Origin of the sequence: uncultured Polaribacter sp. (assembly GCF_947503875.1) — a bacterium.
Taxonomy (GTDB): Bacteria; Bacteroidota; Bacteroidia; order Flavobacteriales; family Flavobacteriaceae; genus Polaribacter.
Genome location: NZ_CANNFH010000005.1, coordinates 203,368 through 223,133, shown reverse-complemented (window position 1 = coordinate 223,133; position 19,766 = coordinate 203,368). Strand labels below are relative to the sequence as shown.

The following is a 19,766-nucleotide window of genomic DNA, read 5'->3' as shown; positions in this document are numbered from 1 at the left end:
CACCATATTAACATAAATTAAGAAAACATGCCTTTTATTTGCGAGTTCAGTTTTTTTTACATTTACTCGTTTTTAAAATAAAACTGATCTTTTTATTTTAGAAACTTGCTAGCAAAAGAAAAAGAATGTTTATAAAAATTGCGCACATTCTTTTTTTAATTTATTTGACCTTAACAAGAAGATATTCTTGTTTGTTTTTTTTAGGTTCTGTAACTAGATTTAATAATGTAATTCATCTTCTATTAAATATTTAAAATTCAAAACATAAGCCTTAATAAAACTGCTTTTCTAAGCAATAGTGATAATAAGAAAATACAATTATTCGTTTTGAGCTAATTACCTATTACCCCATTTTTTTTTATGAAAAAAATATTTTTTACCCTAATTTTACTAATCAATAGTTTTGTTCACAGTCAAAATTGTGATATAAAAAAAGACAATTATGGTCTTTTAAACGTTGATTTTACAGATATTAAATGTCTCGCAAAAAATGATAAAGAATTTACCCTAATTTATACTTTTGGATTATGGTGTGAACCTTGTATAGTACATTTAAAAGATGTTTTGGATTTAGCTGAAAATTATAATCTTAAATTATTAGTACTTGTTATTGATAGAAACGAAACTAATTACGCCTACAGTAAAAAATAGTTAGAAAGCAAAAAAAAGGGAATTACTGTAATGTCTTTAAAAAATATTTATGGAAAAAAACAAAGAAAACGTTACAAAAATTTTCTAACTGAAATTACACCTAAAAAATTTAAGAATATAAATGATATGTCCAAATACATTTTACTAGACAAAAGTGGTAATGTTTTAATGGTAACGAGTTATAAAGATAATTTGAAAGGTGAAGATTGCTGAGATGATAAACCGCTGTTAAAGCGAAAAATTATACCTCTTTTAACTGGAGCATAATACTTATAAACTCAGAAAACACTATTTTTTTTAAGAATCCTACTATCTGCTTTTTGCCAATACAGATAACCTTTTCAAGAAGTTGTAGACCAAATTAGTTGCATTTAGTCTATTATTTCTTTGGCTATACTTTTACCACCTTCAAGCTCTTTTATAGATTTTAATAAAACCTGTCTATTTTTTCCGGTTAGTAAATAGGTAGTTTCTTTTAACGAATTGTATTCATCTAAAGATATTAATACCAAATCTTTACCGCCTTTTCTTTTTATAATAATGTCACTTAAATCATTAATAACTTTGTCTAACCAATGTTTTAAATTCGATCTAAAATCTTTGTAATTTACCGTTTCCATCTTATAAAATTACAGAAAAATAACTTAATTAAGTACTTAATTAGTTACTTTCTTAAACTTCAAAACTTCGCTTCTACCCTTTTTAAAGATTTTGTTACTAGCGTGTTTGCCTTTTCTGCGTTCTTTTTGTTCTTCAAAAGATAACTGAATTATTTCTTGGCAATCTGTAGAACAGGTATTTTCCATTTTTTCTGAACATGCATCACACTGAATAAATAGCAAATGGCAACCTTCGTTAGCACAATTGGTGTGTGTATCACAAGGTTTCCCACATTGGTGACAATTAGAAATTACATGGTCTGTAATTTTTTCTGCTCTTCTATGGTCAAACACAAAATTTTTACCAATAAATTTATTTTCTATTCCCTCTTCTTTTACTTGGCGCGTGTATTCTATAATACCACCTTCTAACTGAAAAACGTTTTTAAAACCTTTGTGTTTGTAATAAGCAGATGCTTTTTCGCAACGAATGCCACCTGTACAATACATCAATAAATTTTTGTCTTCTTTGTTGTCTTTTAAATCTGCTTCTATAATGTCTAAAGAATCTCTAAAAGTATCTACATCTGGAGTTACAGCACCATCAAAATGCCCAATTTCACTTTCGTAATGATTTCGCATATCTACACAAACTGTATCAGGATTTGCCAACATTTCATTAAATTCTTTAGCATTTAAATGCACGCCTTTGTTGGTAACATCAAAAGTGGTATCGTTTAAACCATCTGCCACAATTTTATCGCGTACTTTTACCTTCAACTTTAAAAACGATTTGTTGTCTTGCTCAACAGCAACATTCAAACGAATATCTTTTAGAAAAGAAATGCTATCTAATTGGTCTTTTAAGGCATAAAAATTTTCTGAGGGTACAGAAAGTTGTGCATTAATGCCTTCAAAAGAAACATAAATACGTCCTAAAACGTCTAAAGCGTTCCATTCTAAGAATAATTTGTCTCTAAAAAGTTGTGGATTTTCTATCTTAAAATATTTATAAAAAGAAATGGTTAAGCGGTCTTTACCGGCTTCGTCTATTAAGGCAGCGCGTTCTTTGGCGCTTAATTTATTGTACAGTTGCATGCTATACTAATGTTTTAAGCTGAAGTTGTTTTGGTGATAAAACCAAAAAAAAAATCAGGTATTGATTGATATGTATTTGAGCTACAAAATTACATTTTTTCGGGAAACAGCAGTTAAATTTTAAAAAATGTTTCTAATAACACAAAAAGTTGGCAAACAGGTTTAGCCACGATGGAAGTGACATCCTTTTTGCCTTTTTCGGCAAAAAGATATAACGTACAGCGTGATTAAGCTTCTAAAAACAAAAAGTTTAATTTTAAACATTAGAAATTTAGTTGCTTCAATTTTAAACTTTACCTAATTTATAAGGTTTTAGATAATTTTAAACCTAATATTTTTTAAGATATTTGCAGTGTATTAATAAAATATCATAAAAATTTAAAGTGATGAAAGTAGCTGTAGTAGGAGCAACAGGAATGGTAGGAACTGTAATGTTGCAAGTTTTAGAAGAACGTAATTTACCAATAACAGAATTAATTCCTGTAGCATCTGCAAGATCTGCGGGTAAACAATTAAAATATAAGGGTAAAGATTATACAGTGGTAACTTTAGAAGATGCTGTAAAATTACAGCCAGATGTTGCTTTATTTTCTGCAGGTGGAGAAACTTCTTTAGAATGGGCACCTAAATTTGCAGCAGTTGGTACTACTGTTATAGACAATAGTTCTGCTTGGAGAATGGACCCAACTAAAAAATTGGTGGTTCCAGAAATTAATGGTGATGTTTTGTCTAAAGACGATAAAATTATTGCAAACCCTAACTGTTCTACAATTCAGTTGGTGGCTGCTTTATCTCCTTTGCATTTAAAATATAAAATGAAACGTGTGGTAATTTCTACGTATCAATCTGTTTCTGGTACTGGCGTAAAAGCGGTACAACAATTAGATAATGAAGAAGCTGGTATTGATGGCGAAATGGTTTATCCGCATAAAATTGGTAGAAATGCATTGCCACATTGTGATGTTTTCTTAGAAAATGGCTACACCAAAGAAGAAATGAAATTGGTAAAAGAACCTAAGAAAATTTTAAGAGACGATTCTTTTTCTGTGACAGCAACTGCAGTTAGAATACCTACAGCTGGCGGACATTCTGAAGCTGTAAATGTACAGTTTGAAAATGATTTTGATTTGGCAGAAGTACGTAGCATTTTAAACGAAACTCCTGGTGTTATTGTGCAAGATGATTTGGCAAACAACGTTTACCCAATGCCAATTAATGCGCATAATAAAGATGAAGTTTTTGTGGGACGTATAAGAAGAGACGAATCTCAAGAAAATACCTTAAATTTGTGGATTGTTGCAGATAATCTACGTAAAGGTGCTGCAACAAATACAGTACAAATTGCAGAGTACTTAATAGATAAGAAATTAGTATAATTAATGAGATTTCTCCACAAGGTCGAAATGACAATTGTGATGTCATTTCGAATGAAACGAAGTGAAGTTGAGAAATCTTATGATTTAACTTTGATTAAAGAAAATATTTAATGCCAACATTTCATAAAGTAACAATACAAGAAATAAAACAAGAAACCGCAAACGCGGTTTCTGTTGTTTTTAATATTCCTGAAAATTTAAAAGAAGATTTTAAATTTACTGCAGGGCAATACATCACTTTAGAGCAAGAAATTAACGGAGAAAAAGTACGTAGAGCTTATTCTATTTGTTCAACTCCGCAAAGTGGCGCGTTAAGAGTGGCTATAAAAGCAGTAGAAAACGGTGTTTTTTCTGGCTATGCAACTTCAGCTTTAAAAGAAGGAGATGCTATAGAAATTGCAGCGCCAGAAGGTAGGTTTTTACTAGAGCCAAAAGCCAATAAAAACTACCTAGGTTTTGCTGCAGGTTCTGGCATTACGCCAATACTCTCTATGTTAAAAACGGTTTTAGAAACAGCGCCAACTGCAACTTTTACTTTAGTTTACGGTAATAAATCTATTGCAGACACCATCTTTTTTGAAGAATTAAATCAGTTAAAAGAAACGTTTGGAGATCGTTTTAACCTGCATTACATTTACAGTAGAGAAGACGTTAAAAACGGTTTACGTGGCAGAATAGATGCCAATGTTACCAACTACTTTGTGAAAAATATGTACAAAGAAACTTCTTTTGATGAAGCTTTTTTATGTGGCCCAGAAGAAATGATTAAAGAAGTTTCTGCAAAGCTAAAAGACAATAATATTGCAGAAGAAAACATACATTTTGAGCTGTTTACAGTTACTACAGATGAAGATGCTTTAGAAGATGTAAAAGAAGGCACAACCACAATTACCGTAGTTTTAGATGATGAAGAAACTACCTTTGCTATGCAACAAACAGACAATATTTTGTCTGCAAGTTTACGTAACGATTTAGACCCACCCTACTCTTGCCAAGGTGGTGTTTGTAGCTCTTGTTTGGGTAAAGTTACCGAGGGAAAAGCAGTTATGGTTAAAAATTCTATTTTAACAGATAGCGAAATTGAAGAAGGTTTGGTTTTAACCTGTCAAGCGCATCCTACAACACCAAAAGTTACCATAGATTTTGATGATGTTTAATTTGTTGTTGAATTGTTCACTGTGTAATTGTATAACTGTTGAATTGTGTAACTGTTGAGTTTTAGAGTAGTCACTTGAATACTTTCATTTCGACCTTGTGGAGAAATCTCATAAAGAAAAGAACGGATATTGTATTTAAGTTACCCCACTTTTCAATTCGTTAAAAATAAAATATTTTTTATTTGGGCGTTTTAACGGGCTTTCCATTGCAATCTTTTGTGCAAAAAAGCACAAAAGGATTTTCATTGCAATCCCTAACGCAAAATATTGCTACCTAAAAAGCTTTTTAGAAAACAATTCAATTTCGTCTTTTGCAATTGCTAGCAAATCATTTACCTTTAGCCTATGGATATTTACGATTTTAAAAATGCATTTCTAATTGGCTTTTTTATGGCCTTTATGATTGGTCCTGTGTTTTTTATGTTAATTCAAACTAGTATTCTTAAAGGTGCAAGAGCAGCCATAGCTTTTGATTTAGGCGTAATTTTAGGCGATGTTTCTTTTATTTTAATTGCTTATTATGGGAGTAGATCTTTACTAGAAAAAATTAAAGACGATCCCAGACTTTTCTTTATCGGTGGTTTGGTATTAATTGTTTACGGCATAATTACGTATTTAGACAAACAGAATAAAAAAGACGCTTTAGCCTCTGCAAAAGTGCCAGAAGTTTCTCTAAAAAATAACTATGTAAAACTCTTTTTTAAAGGCTTTTTTTTAAACTTTATTAATGTGGGTGTTTTGGCTTTTTGGCTTGGCACTGTTTTGGTAATTGGCCCTACTTTAAAAATGAATCAAAGTGCTATTTTTTCTTATTTTGGTGTTATTATTCTAGGTTACTTTATTACAGATGTCTGTAAAATTTTATTAGCCAAACAACTAAAAACAAAAATGACGCCTTTAGTTATTTATCGCGTAAAAAGAATAATGGGTATTCTACTTATAGTTTTTGGTGTTCTTTTAATGTTAAAAGGGTTTATACCTAATAACAAGCTTGAACAACTAATGAATTAATTTTTTTAATCTTCTGTTTCTACTTTTATAGGATTCGCAGTAAATCTTAAAATTAAATAACCCAAAATTGCCGCTATAAAAGAACCAATTAAAATACCAATTTTAGCAGAGCTTATATATTCTGGTGACGTTGCAAATGCCAAACTCGCAATAAAAATCGCCATTGTAAAACCAATACCTGCAATAAAAGAAACACCTACAATTTGTTTAAAATTAATATCTTTTGGCAACTGAATTAAGTTCGCTTTTTTTGCTAAAAAGATGACTAATGGTATTCCAAATCCTTTACCTAAAACCAAACAAATAATAATATTTACTACCAATTGGGTTTCTATACCTGCAGAACTGTCTATTAAAACCCCTGCATTTGCCAAGGCAAAAATGGGTATAATAAAATAGGCTACCCAACCATGTAAAACATGTTCTAAATGCTGCAAAGGCGATCTAAATTTATCGCTCCAATCTTCTAAGGTATCCATATGTGCTATTTGTTTTTTAGAAGGTGTTGGTTTGTTTTTATTGGTAGCTTCTTCAATTTTATCTTTTATTTTATCTAATTGTATCAAAAATTTAGACGTATTTATCTTTTGTCTAATTGGCACAGAAAAAGCCAATAAAATTCCTGCTACAGTTGGGTGTACACCAGATTTTAAAAACAATACCCAAACAATAATTCCCACAAAAAACAATAAATATTTAGAATAAAAACCTTTGTAAGACAATGCATATAAACCCGCTAAAAGCGCCATAGCAATAAGCAGTAAAGTAGTATTAATTGCACCACTATAAAAAATAGCAATTACCAAAACAGCTTCAATATCATCTACAATTGCAAAAGCAATTAAAAATATTTTTAAACTTAATGGCACTCTTTTGCCTAAAGCATTTAAAACAGCTAAAGAAAATGCTATATCTGTTGCCATTGGTATGCCCCAACCTTTAAAAGTAGCCGGATTCTGATTTAAAAGCATATACAAAGCAACCGGAATTAAAACACCACCTAAAGCACCAAATAAAGGGAAAGCCAACTTTTTTAGAGAATTTAATTCGCCAATTAAAACTTCTCTTTTAATTTCTAAACCTATTAAGAAAAAGAAAATCGCCATTAAACCGTCATTCACCCAAAGTAATAAAGGCTTTTCTAGCTTAAAATTTTCTCCTGTAATTCCTAATTTATAATCCCATAAGCTTGTGTAACTATCTGCAAAACCAGAATTTGCCCAGATCAATGCTATTACTGTACTTAACAACAATAAAATACCGCTAAAACCTTCAATTTTTATAAATTTTTGAAAAGGAGTAAGAAAAATCTTTTGAATCATTTTGTATGGAGTTTTAGTGGGTTGATAATACTTAAAAAAACCTCTTTATCCATTTCAGTTAAAGAGGTTTACTCTTATACTAGGTCTTTTTTATTTTGCTTCAAAAATATTATTCTCAGCATTAACATCTGCCATTAAATTGCTTTTATCGATAACAACAGATTTTACAGTTTTGTTAGTTGTAAAAGAATATACAGGATTTGCCCATGCCCAATCTTCTATAACTGTTGCGCTAGTTGGCTTGCTGCCACGCATCATTCTTAAAGGAATGTTGAAATTTTCTACTGAACCATCTGTATAGGTTACTTCTAAGTCTATTGGCATTGGCATCTGCCCTATTCTTTCTAAAGTAATTGTTTTGTCCTTAACAGATTTAATGCCATAATCTATGGTGTGCAACGTTTGTATCCATTCATTTAAATACCAGTCTAAATGAATACCCGAAACTTTTTCCATAGAACGTTTTACATCATTTGGAGTTGGATGCTTAAAAGCAAAATCATTAAAGTATTTTTTTAATCCTTTAGCAGTATTTTCTGGGCCAATAATATATTCTAATTGTGCTAAAAACATACTTCCTTTACCATAACTCGCAAAGCCATATGCTCTATTTGTATTGTATCTATCTGCATGCGTTGTTAAAACCTCTTCTGTTCCAGAATTTACCATATAATTATATCCTCTGTATGGTCCTGCATTTGGATTTTTATCGTTTTTACTTGTAATTTCTGCCATAGCTTTTCCAGAAATATAACTTGTAAACCCTTCATCCATCCATGGATGTTTACTTTCATTAGATGCCAATAAAAATTGAAACCAAGTATGTGCCAATTCATGAGCTGTAACCCCTAAAAGACTACCAAACTTACGTTTTCCTGTAATTAATGTAGACATCGCATATTCCATACCACCATCTCCACCTTGTATTACAGAATATTGTTTGTAAGGATATTGACCAATATTTTCAGAAAAATAAGTCATTAATTCAGCCGTTTTAGGCTGTAAATCTTTCCAGTTTTGTAAAAATTCTGCGTTTAAATTCCTCTTATATAAAAAATGTAAATCATTTCCATTTTCCATAGTTAAAATATCATGCTTGTATTCTGGGTCTGCAGCCCACATAAAATCGTGTACTCTTGGTGCTTTAAAATGCCAAGTCAATTTATCTGTATTTGGCACATTTAAAGGTTTGGTTTTATCTTCATAACCATGACCAATTTCTTGCGGATTTTGCAAATATCCTGTTCCACCAACTGTATAATTTTTATCAATAGAAATTTTTACATCAAAATTACCCCAAACTGCGTGAAATTCTCTAGCAATATAAGGTGGTGTATGCCAACCTTCAAAATCGTATTCTGCCATTTTTGGATACCACTGAGACATAGATAAAGCTACGCCTTCTGCGCTATCTCTACCAGAACGTCTTACTTGCAAAGGCACTTGCGCATCAAAAACCATATCTAAAGTTACGCTTTCGCCAGATTTGATAGGTTTATTTAAAGTAACTTCTAAAATAGTACCAACTGTTTCAAATTTTACAGCACTACCATTTTGTTTTAATGAATTTACTTTTATGTATCCAATTTCATCTGCATTTAATTTACTTATTCTGTCTCTAACTCTTCCATCTGGATCTTTAATATTTAAAGAACGAACGTCCATTTGAGAACCTGGCTGAAATGCATTAAAATACAAGTGATAATATACTTTGTCTAATTCGTCTGGAGAATTATTGGTGTATACCGCTTTTTGTATTCCTTTATATTGATGTTTTTTTGCATCCACATCAATATCCATTGTATAATCTATATGCTGTTGCCAATAAGTTGTAGAACCAGCATCTTTGTTTGTTTTAGAAACATAACCAGCAGTATCTTTTGCATTTGCGCAAGCAAACAACAAGGTTAAAGAAAAAATTGATAAAAATATTTTTTTCATTTTTTAGGATTTAGTTTGGTTTAAAACTAAAAAAACAGCAGAAAAATTACCGCTGTTTTTTACTTTTTATTTTTTGCATTTGCAATTCTATCTGCCATAATAAGGGCATTGTATGCATTTACAATTCTACCAGAAACAGATAAATCTGCAAAAGGTACTTTTACCCCATTAGGATTTTCTCTACTTTGAGACCCTGGTTTAACAACATCAAAATTAATTTTTACACCAGAATTCATAATAATGTGTTTTACCTGACTTGCAGATAATTTTGGATAATAAGAACGAATTAAAGCAGCAACACCAGCTGTAGAAGGAGCTGCCATAGACGTACCACTTATTGATTGATATTCATTTTCTGGAAATGTTGCATATATTTGAACTCCTGGTGCAAAAATATCTACATTTCTTTTTCCGTAATTAGAAAAACTAGCTGGTAAATTCTCATTATAATTTACACTCATAGCACCAACTGTTAAGACGTTATCAGAAATTTCTGAAACTAAATTTGCAGAATCATTTGGATACGTTTTTTCTACATCTATATCTTTACCATCATTACCTGCTGCATTTACAATTAAAACATCTTTTGCTCCTGCATATTTAATTGCATCATAAACCCATTCTTTTTTTGGTGAGTATCCTTTACCAAAACTAGTGTTTATAATTTTTGCGCCATTATCTACTGCATACCTAATTGCTAATGCAATATCTTTATCATACTCATCTCCATCTGGCACTGCTCTTACTGCCATAATTTTAGCATTATTTGCAACACCATTTACACCTTTTCCATTATTTCTAGACGCTGCAATAATACCAGAAACGTGAGTACCATGTGCTTCATCTTTTGTAGAGTGCCCAGTATTACCATCACCATAAACTACAACATCCATAGTATTTGGATCATCTTTAAGCACTGCTCTATAATTTGTAATGGCTTTATTATTTAATAAATTTGCTGCATCTGTAACCAAATTGGTTAGTTCTTTTTTTGCAGTGTTTAAAGAAGGTACACCAAAACCATACATCTGTTTTGCAATTTCTATACTTCTTTGTAAAGTTGGGTTTTCTGTTTTTATAGCAAAAACCTCTTCTTTAGTAAATTCCTCTTTATTTAGTTCTTTAGAGATTTCATCTATAGAGCCGGTTACTGCTTGCAGCATTTGCTCATATCTCATTTTATTCATTTTAGCTGCACCTACTTTTTCAGCTTTAGCAGCTTTTGCCCTCGCCACTTCTGCTGCAGTAGTTATAGCAGGATTGTCTAAAATTCTAGCTTCTTCTGAATTTTCTTTATAAATACTTCCTAAGAAATTCCATCCATTAATGTCATCTGCATAACCGTTATTGTCATCGTCCTTATTATTATTTGCAACCTCTTTGGTATTTACCCAAGCCACATCCTTTAAATCTTCGTGCGTTAAATCTGTTCCAGAATCTACAACACCTACAACTACTTCAACCCCAGTTTTACCTGCCAAAAATTCGTAAGCCTTATCAATACTCATTCCAGGAATAGAATCAGTTGCCAAATCTGCATGAGACCATCTGTTCATTTCATCTGGTGATAAATCTCCTTTTTTTGCGGGTATATTTATGTAATTATCTGTTCCTGAAGGTACAGGTATGTTGCTTACTGATTTACAACTGGCTAATAATACACCTGCAAAGGCTGTATATAAAATTGGTTTTATTATGTTCATTGTTATGATTAATTAAATATGTCTAAAAATTTGTGTGTTTCTTTTAATCGAACTCCTTTTTCTGTATGTTTTACTGTGCAAAGCTCATGTTGTGCATCGTGCTCTAAAAAAAGATAATAATTGTTATCTGCCGCTAAATTTAAAAAGTCTTCTTTTTCTTTTATCGTTAGCAAAGGTCTTGTGTCATATCCCATAACATAAGGCAAAGGAATATGACCAATAGTTGGTAGTAAATCTGCCATAAAAACAATGGTTTTACCTTGATATGTTATCTTTGGAAGCATCTGCTTTTCTGTATGCCCGTCCATAAACAAAACATCAAAACCAATTTGATTTTTATAATTTTCATTAATAAAATTTAATTGACCACTTTGCTGTATTGGCTGAATGTTTTCTTTTAGAAATGATGCTTTTTCACGGGCATTTGGTGCTGTTGCCCATTCCCAATGATTTTCATTAGACCAAAACTTGGCGTTTTTAAAAACAGGTTGTAAAATAGTTTTTGAGGCATTGTATTCTATAGCACCTCCACAATGATCAAAATGCAAATGTGTTAAAAAAACGTCTGTAATATCATCTTTATGAAAACCATGTTTGCGCAGTGACAATTCCAAAGAAAAATCTCCAAACAAGTAGTAATAGCCAAAAAATTTATCAGATTGTTTTGCTCCTAAGCCTGTATCTATAAGAATTAGTCTATCGCCATCTTCTATAAGCATGCAGCGCATACTCATCTCTATTAAATTATTAGCATCTGCAGGATTGGTTTTTTGCCAGATTGTTTTAGGTACAACACCAAACATGGCGCCACCATCTAACTTAAAGTTCCCTGTTTCTATTGCATATATTTTCATACTGCACAAATATGAAGAAAAAACAGTGGATTTGTGTTAATAAAGTTTTAAAGGTTTCTGTTTTGTATCGTAATAGACTATCTAAAAGAAAGATGCAAAATTTGGTTTTTTTACCCCCTTCATTTTGCTAAAAAATTTAGCTATTTTAATAATCATAAAAACACCAATAGCTAGGCCAATTATAACCAAAATTAACTGTGCGTCTACATGAGATGCTTCTTTAGGCACTTGGTTATTTGAGGGTGAAATTGATAAAATCATTTTTGTACAGTTTTGTTAGCAATCAAATTTAAATTAATGAAAAAGAGCTTAAAGCGCTTTTAAGACGAATGACGTTTAGCGAACGTCTAATAGCAAATTTTAGAGTCTAATTTAAAACGTATTAGATAAATTGCTGGTATTCAAATTTTGATTACTAAAAAGTAAAAAATAAGCTGATTTTAAAAAATGTTTGAAATTTCGCAGAATATCTGCACTGAGGTTTGATAAAAACATACATTTAGGGGTTAATGTTTTAAAATAATAAATTTACAATTGTTATTGATTGCAATATAAAATTATTATTTTTAAAATGCAATTTAAAGCTGAAATAAATTTCAACTTTAAGTTTAATATCCGTTTTTAAAATATTTAAAACCCCTCTTAACCCAAAAAAAGCATTGAATAAAAAAATCTAAACGTGTTTTCATCAAAAACAAACCTCATAACAGTACAGGATTCTTTTACCTGTTTCTTCTTCTATTTTTGAGAAAGTAATTTCAACTGAAACCTATGAAACCAAATCATATAAAAACGTACTTACCATTATTACTTACCATTGTTTTTTTAGTAGCATGTAAAAATGTAAAAAAAGAAGAGGCACAAGTAAAACCTTTAAACATTCTTTGGTTGGTTACAGAAGATATGGGGGCTTACATCCCTCCTTTTGGAGACAACACAGTTGCAACTCCAAATTTAAGTAGACTAGCTAAAGAGGGCGTCATTTACCCGAATTTATATTCAACATCTGGGGTTTGTGCACCTAGTAGAGCTGCAATAGCAACAGGTATGTACCCATCAAGCATTGGAGCAAACCATATGCGTACAACATCATATACAGCAGTAACAGGATTACCAAAATATGATGCTGTTCCTCCATCTGAAGTAAAAATGATTAGTGAGTTAATGCGAATGAATGGCTATTATTGTACAAATAACTATAAAACAGATTATCAATTTGCAGCGCCAATTACAGCATGGGATGAAAGTAGCCCTTATGCACATTGGCGAAACCGAGGAAAAGATCAACCCTTTTTTGCAGTATTTAATTTTACAGATACGCACGAATCTGGTTTGTTTGAGCCTTATGGTCATCGAAATATAGAAACAAGACACTACCAATCTGGAGATAGAAGTTATTCTTGGAAAACAAAAACCAAGCCTTCTGCTGCAAAAGGAAGAATGACAGAAACTGAAACAACTATTCATATTTCAAGAGACACCAAATTTAAAGTTCCACCCTATTTAGTGGATAATGAAGTTACCCAAAGAGATTTATGGAAATTGTACAATAACATTGCAGAAATGGATAAGCAAGTGGGTGCTGTTTTAAAACAATTGGAAGAAGATGGCTTGTTAGAAAACACCATAATTATGTTTTATGGTGACCATGGAGGCCCTTTACCAAGAGAAAAAAGACTGATTTATGATTCAGGATTAAACACACCAATGATCGTTCGTTTTCCAAATAAAGTAAAAGCAGGAACAAAATTTAATAATTTAGTTAGTTTTGTAGATTTTGCACCTACATTACTTTCTTTAATCAACCAAGAACCTAAAAGTTATATGCAGGGTGAAGCTTTTTTAGGCAATTATCAATCAAAAAAACCTCGTAAATATATACATGCCGCCGCAGATCGTTTTGATGGATTTACAGATGCTATTAGAGCTGTAAGAGATAACCAATTCAAATATATTAGAAATTACAGACCAGAACAAGGTTATTATTTACCAGTAGCTTACAGAGAAAAAATTCCGGCTATGCAAGAATTATTGAAGTTGAAAAGTGAAGGGAAATTGAATGAAATTCAAATGCAATGGTTTAGAGAAAATAAACCTAAAGAAGAATTATTTGACTGTAAAAATGATCCTTATGAGTTGAATAACTTAGCCGAAAAACCTGAATATAAAGAAAAATTAGTTGAGTTAAGAAATGAAATGGACAGATGGCTTGCAGAAATTAAAGACAACCCTAGTTTACCAGAAAAAGAATTGGTAGCAAAATTATGGAATGGCAAAAAAACAAAGCCAGTAACAGCAAATCCGCTTATAACTTTTGAGAGTGATACAGTTATTATTAACTGTCCCACAGAAGGCGCTTCTATTGGATACAAAACAGACCCAAAAGCTAAAACTTGGCAAATATATACCCAACCTTTTCAGGTAGCAGCTAACAGCAAGATAATGGTAAAAGCGCACAGAATTGGCTTTGAACCAAGTAAAACGATTACTACTGAAATATCAAAAAAATAATATGAAAAATTTTATAGTATTCCTTTTATTGGCAACTACAACTACTGGCTTTTCTCAAATAAAACATGGTTTAAGAGATAACCAAGGAAGGCATATCATACCTAGAGGTTTTGTAATAAATACAAACGATCATAAAGGTGAAGTATTTTTTAATAGCGATGATTATGCAAGACAGGTTCGAATGGGAGCCAATCATCAAGTAATTCGTCTAGAATTAGGTAAATTGAGTAAGTTTCCTGGCGGAAAACTAGAGCCAAATTATTTGCTAAAATTAGATTCATTAGTAGCCTTAGGTAAAAATCACGATATAAAAACAGTGTTTAAAATGACCGTTTACGGAGTGGATAAATTTGTTTGGGAAGAGTTTTGGGAGAATAAAAAAGACAAACAATATACTACTTACATAAATGCTTGGAAGGTTATTTGGGAACGATTTGCAGAAGAACCTTACGTAGTTGGCTATGATGTGGTTAATGAGCCTAGAAAACTAGATATGAAAATATCTTACAACGATTTAACGGATAAATATCTAGTTCCTTTATACCAAAGAATTATTGATGAAAGTCAAAAAATAAATCCTGATAAAAAGATTTTATTTCAATCTATTTTTATGAATAAAGGAGAAAAAATAGACAACAACCAGTATTCGGAAATTACTTCAGCCATAAATCGTAAAAACATTGTTTTTGCACCACATATTTATCAAAATAACGTCGATTTTATCAAAAAAAACATGGATCGTTTTGAAAGGGAATCAGATATGTTAAAAGCACCCATTTTAATTGGAGAATGGGGTTTTCCAACGTTTGCAAAAACAGATACCACAATGGTTGGTAAATTAGGGCAATTAGAATATAGAAAACTATATATAAAAACGGCAGAAGTTTTTGATCAAATGGGTGTAGGTTCTATAAAAGCTTGGTTTTTAGGAAACAGAACTATGCAAAATTTTCTTGCTGGAGGACCATCAACGTGGTCTATCTTTAGTGATAAAACAGATGCAGGTACTGTTGAACGTAAATACATTACAGATGTTATTTCCAGACCTTTTCCACAAACCATTGCTGGTGATATTCAATCCTTTTTATTCAACTTTGCCAAAAGAGAATTGAATATACATTTCAAATCAGACAATAAAAAAGGTGCTTCTAAAATTTTTATAGGCGCAAACAGACACTATCCAGATGGATTTTCAATTATTGTGAATAATGACTTTGTAATGTATTACAATCCGCTAAAAAATGTGGGACTAGAAGTCTATAAAACTACTAAACATTCAAATCCAGCAGATTTTATTTGGGATACAAAAACCCAAAAATTAATTGTCTTAAAATGGGGAAAAGACAAAGCAGATTATTCTATTAAAATAGTGCCAGGAATTCGTAATTTTTAAATCCTCTTTAAAATACAATGTATAACAGGAAGTTTAAAATAATGATAAAATATAAAAATGTATAAAAATTTGAAAAAGTGCTTATTACTACTTTTGCTTCTTGTAGGATTCTCATGTGTTTCAAAAGCACAAATTGTATTAGCATCAGATTTTACAGATGTTGCTAATGCCAAACAAGCAATGCCATATCACTTAAATGTGTACAATAGAATTACACCTATTAATGGCGTAAATCCGGCAAATAATAAAAATGCAAAGTTTTGTATTGTAAGACCTTTGGGAGGTATTGCCAAAAAAGGAGTTGCAGACCTAAGTAAAGACTCTTACAAATGGAATGCTAAATCTAAAAAATTCTATACAGATTTTAGCTTGCTAAAAAAGCAGTTGGATGGTATATTTAATGATGGTAAAGGAATTCATCAAATTGTTTTAGACAATCCTTCTTGGGCTTTTCAAAGAAATGCAAAAGGAGAATTGGTTGGTGATTCTTTAAAAGTAGCCACTTACGGAAACGCAGAACCACCTAGAGATTATAAAGCTTGGGAGAATTATTTAAAAGAAGTGATGCGATTTCTTATCACTACGTATGGAGAAGATAAAATCCAGAACATTCAGTTTGATATTGGTAGAGAAATAGGCACACCAACGCATTGGTCTGGCACAAAAGAGCAGTTTTTTAAGTTTTACAAAACCTCTGTAACTGCTATACATTCTGTACTTCCAAACGCAAAAGTAGGTACCCATTTTCTTTGGGGAACCTCTAAAAAAGCTTGGGGAAGAGATTTTGTAAAATGGGCAAAAATTAACAAAGCACATTACGATTTTGTTGGGGTTTCCTATTACCCTTTTTACCACCAAGCAGGAAGAACAAATTTTAATGAAGTTTATGCAAAAGACTTTGCAGTAATTAAAGATACTCCAGAATGGAATAAAAATGCCAAACTAGAAATGCACGAATATTCTTTAATTAAAAAGCTAAGCAAAGCAGGTAATGCTTTTGAAAGCGCTCCAAACGCGCATCAAAATTCATTTATGGTTGGGTTAATGAAGATGTTTTATCAAAATAATATGCAAAATGTTTTTCAGTGGGGCAATGGCGCTTCATATGCACCAGCAAGTAAATTGTTATTAGCAATGGAAGGAGATACTTATTTTGAAAACACAAAACAAGGTAAATCAGAAACAGAAGAAAATTATATTGATGCTATTTTTGCAAAAGATACAACTAAAAATAGATATCATATTTTGGCCTACAACTATAATGCAAATCCAAATGCTACAAATAAAGAGTCTCTTAAAATTAGCGCCACTTTTAATGTTCCTCCAAATACAAAACTTAAATATAGAGTAGCAAACTATAATAAAGAAAAAAATAATGTGTCTTGGTCTAAATGGCAAGAAACCATTACCAAAGGGAATTATAAACAAAAATCTACCATCCTATTTAATAAAGATTTAGCAGTATTTTCTTTTCTAAAATATGAGGTTGATTTATCTTTCAAAACGAAATAAACACGAACTAAATTAAATATTTTAAAATGAAAAAAATAGTAGTTTTTTTATTGATGGCTCATTTTGGAGCAATTATGCATGCTCAACAAGTAAGGCATATAGAAACCATAAACGATGCATGGCATTTTTACAAAGGTGAAGTTGAAAAACCATTTTCTCCTGCAACCACTGTAAATTGGGAAACAGTAACCATACCTCATTCTTGGAATACAGAAGATATTTTAGATGATGAAGATGGCTACTACAGAGGAGAAGCTTGGTATAAAAAAACTATGGAAATTCCACAAGTATATGAGAATCAGCAGGTGTTTTTATTTTTTGAAGGCGCAAATCAAGTTACTTCATTATTTGTGAATGGGAAACCTGTTGGAGAAGATCATATTGGTGGTTACACCTCTTTTGCAAGAGACATTACAGTTGCCTTAAAAGCAGGAAAAAATGAAATTGCCATTAAAGTAAATAATGAACATAATGATGAAATTGTGCCACAAGCAGCAGATTTTTCTTTTTATGGAGGTATTTATAGAGATTTACATTTAATTATTACCAAACCAGTGCATTTTGAAGTAGCAAACTTAGGAGCAAACGCTATTTTTATTAGAACTCCAGAAGTTTCTGAAGCTTCTGCAAAAGTTTCTGTAGAATCTAAATTGATAAGACCAAAAAAAGGTACATATTATGTAAAACAATCTTTGTTTGATGCGAATAATAATTTGGTAAAAGAAGTAAAAACTAAGACTAAGTTTGGTAAAGATACTTTTAGTGATTTTTCTGTTGAAAATCCAAAATTATGGTCTCCAGAAAACCCATATTTGTACAAATTAATTACAGAAATTGTAGATAGAAAAGGAGTTATTTACGACAGAATTGAAAACCCTGTAGGTTTAAGATGGTTTAGTTTTGATGCTAAAAAAGGTTTTTTTATCAACGGAAAATCAACCAAATTATTAGGTACGTGTAGACATCAAGATTTTTACGGAAAAGCAAATGCCGTAAGTGATGAAGTGCATAGAAACGATATGCGTTTGTTAAAAGAAATGGGTTCTAACTTTTTACGTATTGCCCACTATCCACAAGATCCAGCTATTTTAGAAATGTGTAACAAAATGGGATTTGTAGCTACTTTAGAAATTCCTTTTGTAGACAAAGCTGCTGCAAATGAAGCTGGTAAACAAAATACTATTAAAATGCTTAAAGAAGCTATTCGTTACAACTACAACAACCCTGCAATTGTAGCTTGGAATTTAGGAAACGAAACCACAATGAAAGAGCCTAAAAAATTAGGCGAAGATTACATTAAACATTTTGTAGAAACTCACAAAGTTTTAGCAAAAACCATTAAAGACGAAGATAAGACCAGAAGTTCGTACTCTGTATTTTTTAGAGAACCAGCATACCAAGATAATTTTGGAATTCGTATAACAGATATTATTGGATACAATAAATATTTTGGTTGGTATGTAGAAGAGTTAGAAGATATTGATAAAAACTTAAGAAGTTTAGTAGAACGTTCTTTAGCTTTGGACCCAGACAAACCTTTTATTTTAAGTGAATATGGTGGTGGAGCAGATCCAAGAATTCGTTCTTACAATCCTACTCGTTTTGATTTTAGTATGGAATATCAATTCGATTTGCATAAAGCATACATGAAAACAATTTTAGACATGCCAGAAATTGTAGGTGCCAATGTTTGGAACTACGCAGATTTTCAAGTAGAACACAGAAAAGATGCTGTACCTCACATAAATAACAAAGGTTTAGTTTCTGCAACTAGAGAGAAAAAAGATGCGTATTATTTATATCAAGCATTATTAAAGAAAACACCATTTTTGGCAATTGCTTCTAAATCTTGGGTAAAAAGAGCTGGTATTGCAGATACTGAAGGTGGCAATGTAGCAACACAACCTATTGTTGTTGTTGGTAATGGAAAAGAAGTAGAATTATTTGTAAACGGAACATCTTTAGGTAAAAAAGCATTTGATTTTGCTTCTACAACTTTTAATGTGCCTTTACAACAAGGCGAAAATTTAATTGAAGTAGTTTCTAAAAAAGATGGTAAAACAGTGAAAGATTTTGCCAATATAGAATTTACACTACAGCCAAAAAACTTAAATAGCACTTCTAATCCGTTTAAAGAAATTGCTGTAAATGTAGGTTCTACTTGTTACTTTATAGAATCTCATAATGTAGATTATTTATGGATGCCAGATCAAGCGTACACAAAAGGTAGTTTTGGTTATGTTGGTGGCGAATTGTTAAGACACCCAAGTAAAAGAAGAAATACTATTGGTACAGATGTTAGTGTAAAAGGAACAGAAAATGATCCTATTTATCAAACACAATTAATAGGTATAGAAGCTTATAAATTTGATGTACCAAAAGGAACTTACGAGTTGTCTTTAGCTTTAGCAGAATTAAAATCTAAAAAAGACAACAGTATGGATATTTTAGTAAATGGTAAAAAAGTTTGGTCTAATTTAAATTTAAAAGCAACTTATGGAGATGACAGAGGTGTTACCAAACGTTTCTTAATTTCTGTGGATGATGCCAATGGAATTACCATCGACTTTAAAGCTGTAGAAGGTAAAACAAGATTAAGTGGAGTAAAGTTGAGAAAGGTAAATTAATAAATTTGACT

At 31.3% G+C, this 19,766-nt stretch carries 14 protein-coding genes; 7 read left to right on the top strand and 7 right to left on the bottom strand.

Annotation, left to right across the window (positions count from 1 at the left end):
* Positions 1–1,022 precede the first annotated feature (1,022 nt).
* Both Q0684_RS09905 and Q0684_RS09900 read right to left on the bottom strand, forming a co-directional pair.
* Positions 1,023–1,271, bottom strand: a complete 249-nt coding sequence (locus Q0684_RS09905) for a type II toxin-antitoxin system prevent-host-death family antitoxin (RefSeq protein WP_299016046.1) — start codon at positions 1,269–1,271, stop codon at positions 1,023–1,025.
* Positions 1,272–1,307: 36 nt separating this feature from the next.
* A complete protein-coding gene (locus Q0684_RS09900) occupies positions 1,308–2,348 on the bottom strand; it encodes a rhodanese-related sulfurtransferase (RefSeq protein ID WP_299016043.1) in 1,041 nt (346 codons plus the stop codon).
* A gap of 386 nt (positions 2,349–2,734) precedes the next feature.
* Between Q0684_RS09900 and Q0684_RS09895 the strand changes: the two genes are divergently transcribed.
* From Q0684_RS09895 to Q0684_RS09885, 3 genes are all read left to right on the top strand, one after another.
* Complete coding sequence (locus Q0684_RS09895; RefSeq protein ID WP_299016040.1) at positions 2,735–3,724, top strand: aspartate-semialdehyde dehydrogenase; 990 nt, start codon at positions 2,735–2,737, stop codon at positions 3,722–3,724.
* Between the two features lie 110 nt (positions 3,725–3,834).
* Entirely contained in the window at positions 3,835–4,881 is a 1,047-nt protein-coding gene (locus Q0684_RS09890; RefSeq protein WP_299016037.1) for a ferredoxin--NADP reductase, read from the top strand.
* 345 nt (positions 4,882–5,226) lie between these two features.
* Entirely contained in the window at positions 5,227–5,892 is a 666-nt protein-coding gene (locus Q0684_RS09885) for a LysE family transporter (RefSeq protein WP_299016034.1), read from the top strand.
* 5 nt (positions 5,893–5,897) lie between these two features.
* Here Q0684_RS09885 and nhaA read toward each other — a convergent pair whose 3' ends face one another.
* The 5 genes from nhaA to Q0684_RS09860 form a co-directional block, all read right to left on the bottom strand.
* On the bottom strand, positions 5,898–7,214 hold the full coding sequence (gene nhaA, locus Q0684_RS09880; protein WP_299016031.1) for a Na+/H+ antiporter NhaA: 1,317 nt from the start codon (positions 7,212–7,214) through the stop codon (positions 5,898–5,900).
* A 90-nt stretch (positions 7,215–7,304) separates the two neighbouring features.
* Positions 7,305–9,155 (bottom strand): M1 family metallopeptidase, encoded by a 1,851-nt coding sequence (locus tag Q0684_RS09875; RefSeq protein ID WP_299016028.1) that lies wholly within the window; start codon positions 9,153–9,155, stop codon positions 7,305–7,307.
* A gap of 59 nt (positions 9,156–9,214) precedes the next feature.
* On the bottom strand, positions 9,215–10,858 hold the full coding sequence (locus Q0684_RS09870; protein WP_299016024.1) for a S8 family serine peptidase: 1,644 nt from the start codon (positions 10,856–10,858) through the stop codon (positions 9,215–9,217).
* An 8-nt stretch (positions 10,859–10,866) separates the two neighbouring features.
* Positions 10,867–11,712: an MBL fold metallo-hydrolase gene (locus Q0684_RS09865; protein ID WP_299016022.1), complete on the bottom strand. Its 846-nt coding sequence runs from the start codon at positions 11,710–11,712 to the stop codon at positions 10,867–10,869.
* 81 nt (positions 11,713–11,793) lie between these two features.
* Entirely contained in the window at positions 11,794–11,973 is a 180-nt protein-coding gene (locus Q0684_RS09860) for a hypothetical protein (RefSeq protein ID WP_299016016.1), read from the bottom strand.
* A gap of 510 nt (positions 11,974–12,483) precedes the next feature.
* On the opposite strand from Q0684_RS09860, the gene Q0684_RS09855 reads away from it, so the two are divergent.
* The 4 genes from Q0684_RS09855 (at position 12,484) to Q0684_RS09840 (ending at position 19,755) form a co-directional block, all read left to right on the top strand.
* Complete coding sequence (locus tag Q0684_RS09855; RefSeq protein WP_299016013.1) at positions 12,484–14,223, top strand: sulfatase; 1,740 nt, start codon at positions 12,484–12,486, stop codon at positions 14,221–14,223.
* 1 nt (position 14,224) lies between these two features.
* Entirely contained in the window at positions 14,225–15,616 is a 1,392-nt protein-coding gene (locus Q0684_RS09850) for a cellulase family glycosylhydrolase (protein ID WP_299016010.1), read from the top strand.
* A gap of 69 nt (positions 15,617–15,685) precedes the next feature.
* Positions 15,686–17,128: an alpha-1,4-L-rhamnosidase gene (locus tag Q0684_RS09845; protein ID WP_299016007.1), complete on the top strand. Its 1,443-nt coding sequence runs from the start codon at positions 15,686–15,688 to the stop codon at positions 17,126–17,128.
* Positions 17,129–17,154: 26 nt separating this feature from the next.
* Complete coding sequence (locus Q0684_RS09840) at positions 17,155–19,755, top strand: glycoside hydrolase family 2 TIM barrel-domain containing protein (protein ID WP_299016004.1); 2,601 nt, start codon at positions 17,155–17,157, stop codon at positions 19,753–19,755.
* Positions 19,756–19,766: the final 11 nt, after the last annotated feature.